This is a genomic window from Paraburkholderia piptadeniae (genome assembly GCF_900007165.1).
Lineage (GTDB): Bacteria > Pseudomonadota > Gammaproteobacteria > Burkholderiales > Burkholderiaceae > Paraburkholderia > Paraburkholderia piptadeniae.
In genome coordinates, this window is sequence record NZ_CYGY02000232.1 from 1 (window position 1) to 912 (window position 912).

Here is a 912-nt window from a genome sequence, read left to right on the forward strand (position 1 = left end):
TATTGGTTGAGTCTGCGCATCACCTCGCTCTTCACTCTCAATTACGCGCGTGTAATGTACGACCACTTGCTCCCCTACGCCGACGAGGGCGAAACAGACTGGCTTACGCTCGACGAACTGCGCTCATGGCAAGGCGCGATGGGTGCCAAGGCGCAGGAGTTCAAGTACTTCAAACGCGACTGGCTCGCACCGGCCGTGGGGCAGATCAATGAGGTCTCCGACCTGACACTCTCATACGAGACTCGCAATGAGCCCGGGTCTCGCAAGATCGGGCGCCTGAGATTTCGCATTGAGCGCAAAGAGATGGCGGAGCGTGTACTGCATACGCATGAACAAGCCCAGGCGATCTACCAAACCTTAAAGCAGGAGTTTGGCCTCTCCAGCGCACAGCTCAACCAGATTGCGGCGGAGCGCGATACCTACACGGACGAACGCTTGGAACAGGCGATCGAGCGCACACGTTTCAGCCTGAAAATTGGCAAGGTATCAAAGAGCCCGGCCGGATTCTTTATGAAGGCGTTGAAGGAAGGGTGGATCGTTTCCGACGCTGAGCGCAAAATGATTGAGGTTCAGGAAAACCTTGCTCTCACCGAACAACGCGAGGTCGAGGTTAAAGAACACGTTAAGACGCGGATGGCGTTGCGGATCGCCGCCCAAGATGTGGATGCGCATGACCGCAGAGTCGAAGAAATCCAGCGCGGATGGGAAGCTTATGAAGCCGCGGCGCCTCGGCTGCGAGAGGACTGGCGACGGACCTACAAGGTCACCCCGGCAGGCAAACTCACGTTGCGTCGACTGGGCATCGATCCAACGAGCGATTTGGCCGAGCCCACGAGACTAAGGCGAATCTCGTATGCCGTCTTCTGCTTGAAAAAAAAAAAGGAAAGCAAAAGGCCCAGCCGATTTTTATCG

The 912-nt window shown here is 56.4% G+C and carries 1 protein-coding gene; it reads left to right on the forward strand.

Annotated elements, in window-relative coordinates:
* The coding region (locus BN2476_RS50130; RefSeq protein ID WP_143811256.1) for a replication initiation protein at positions 1–912 on the forward strand (912 nt) is incomplete at both ends.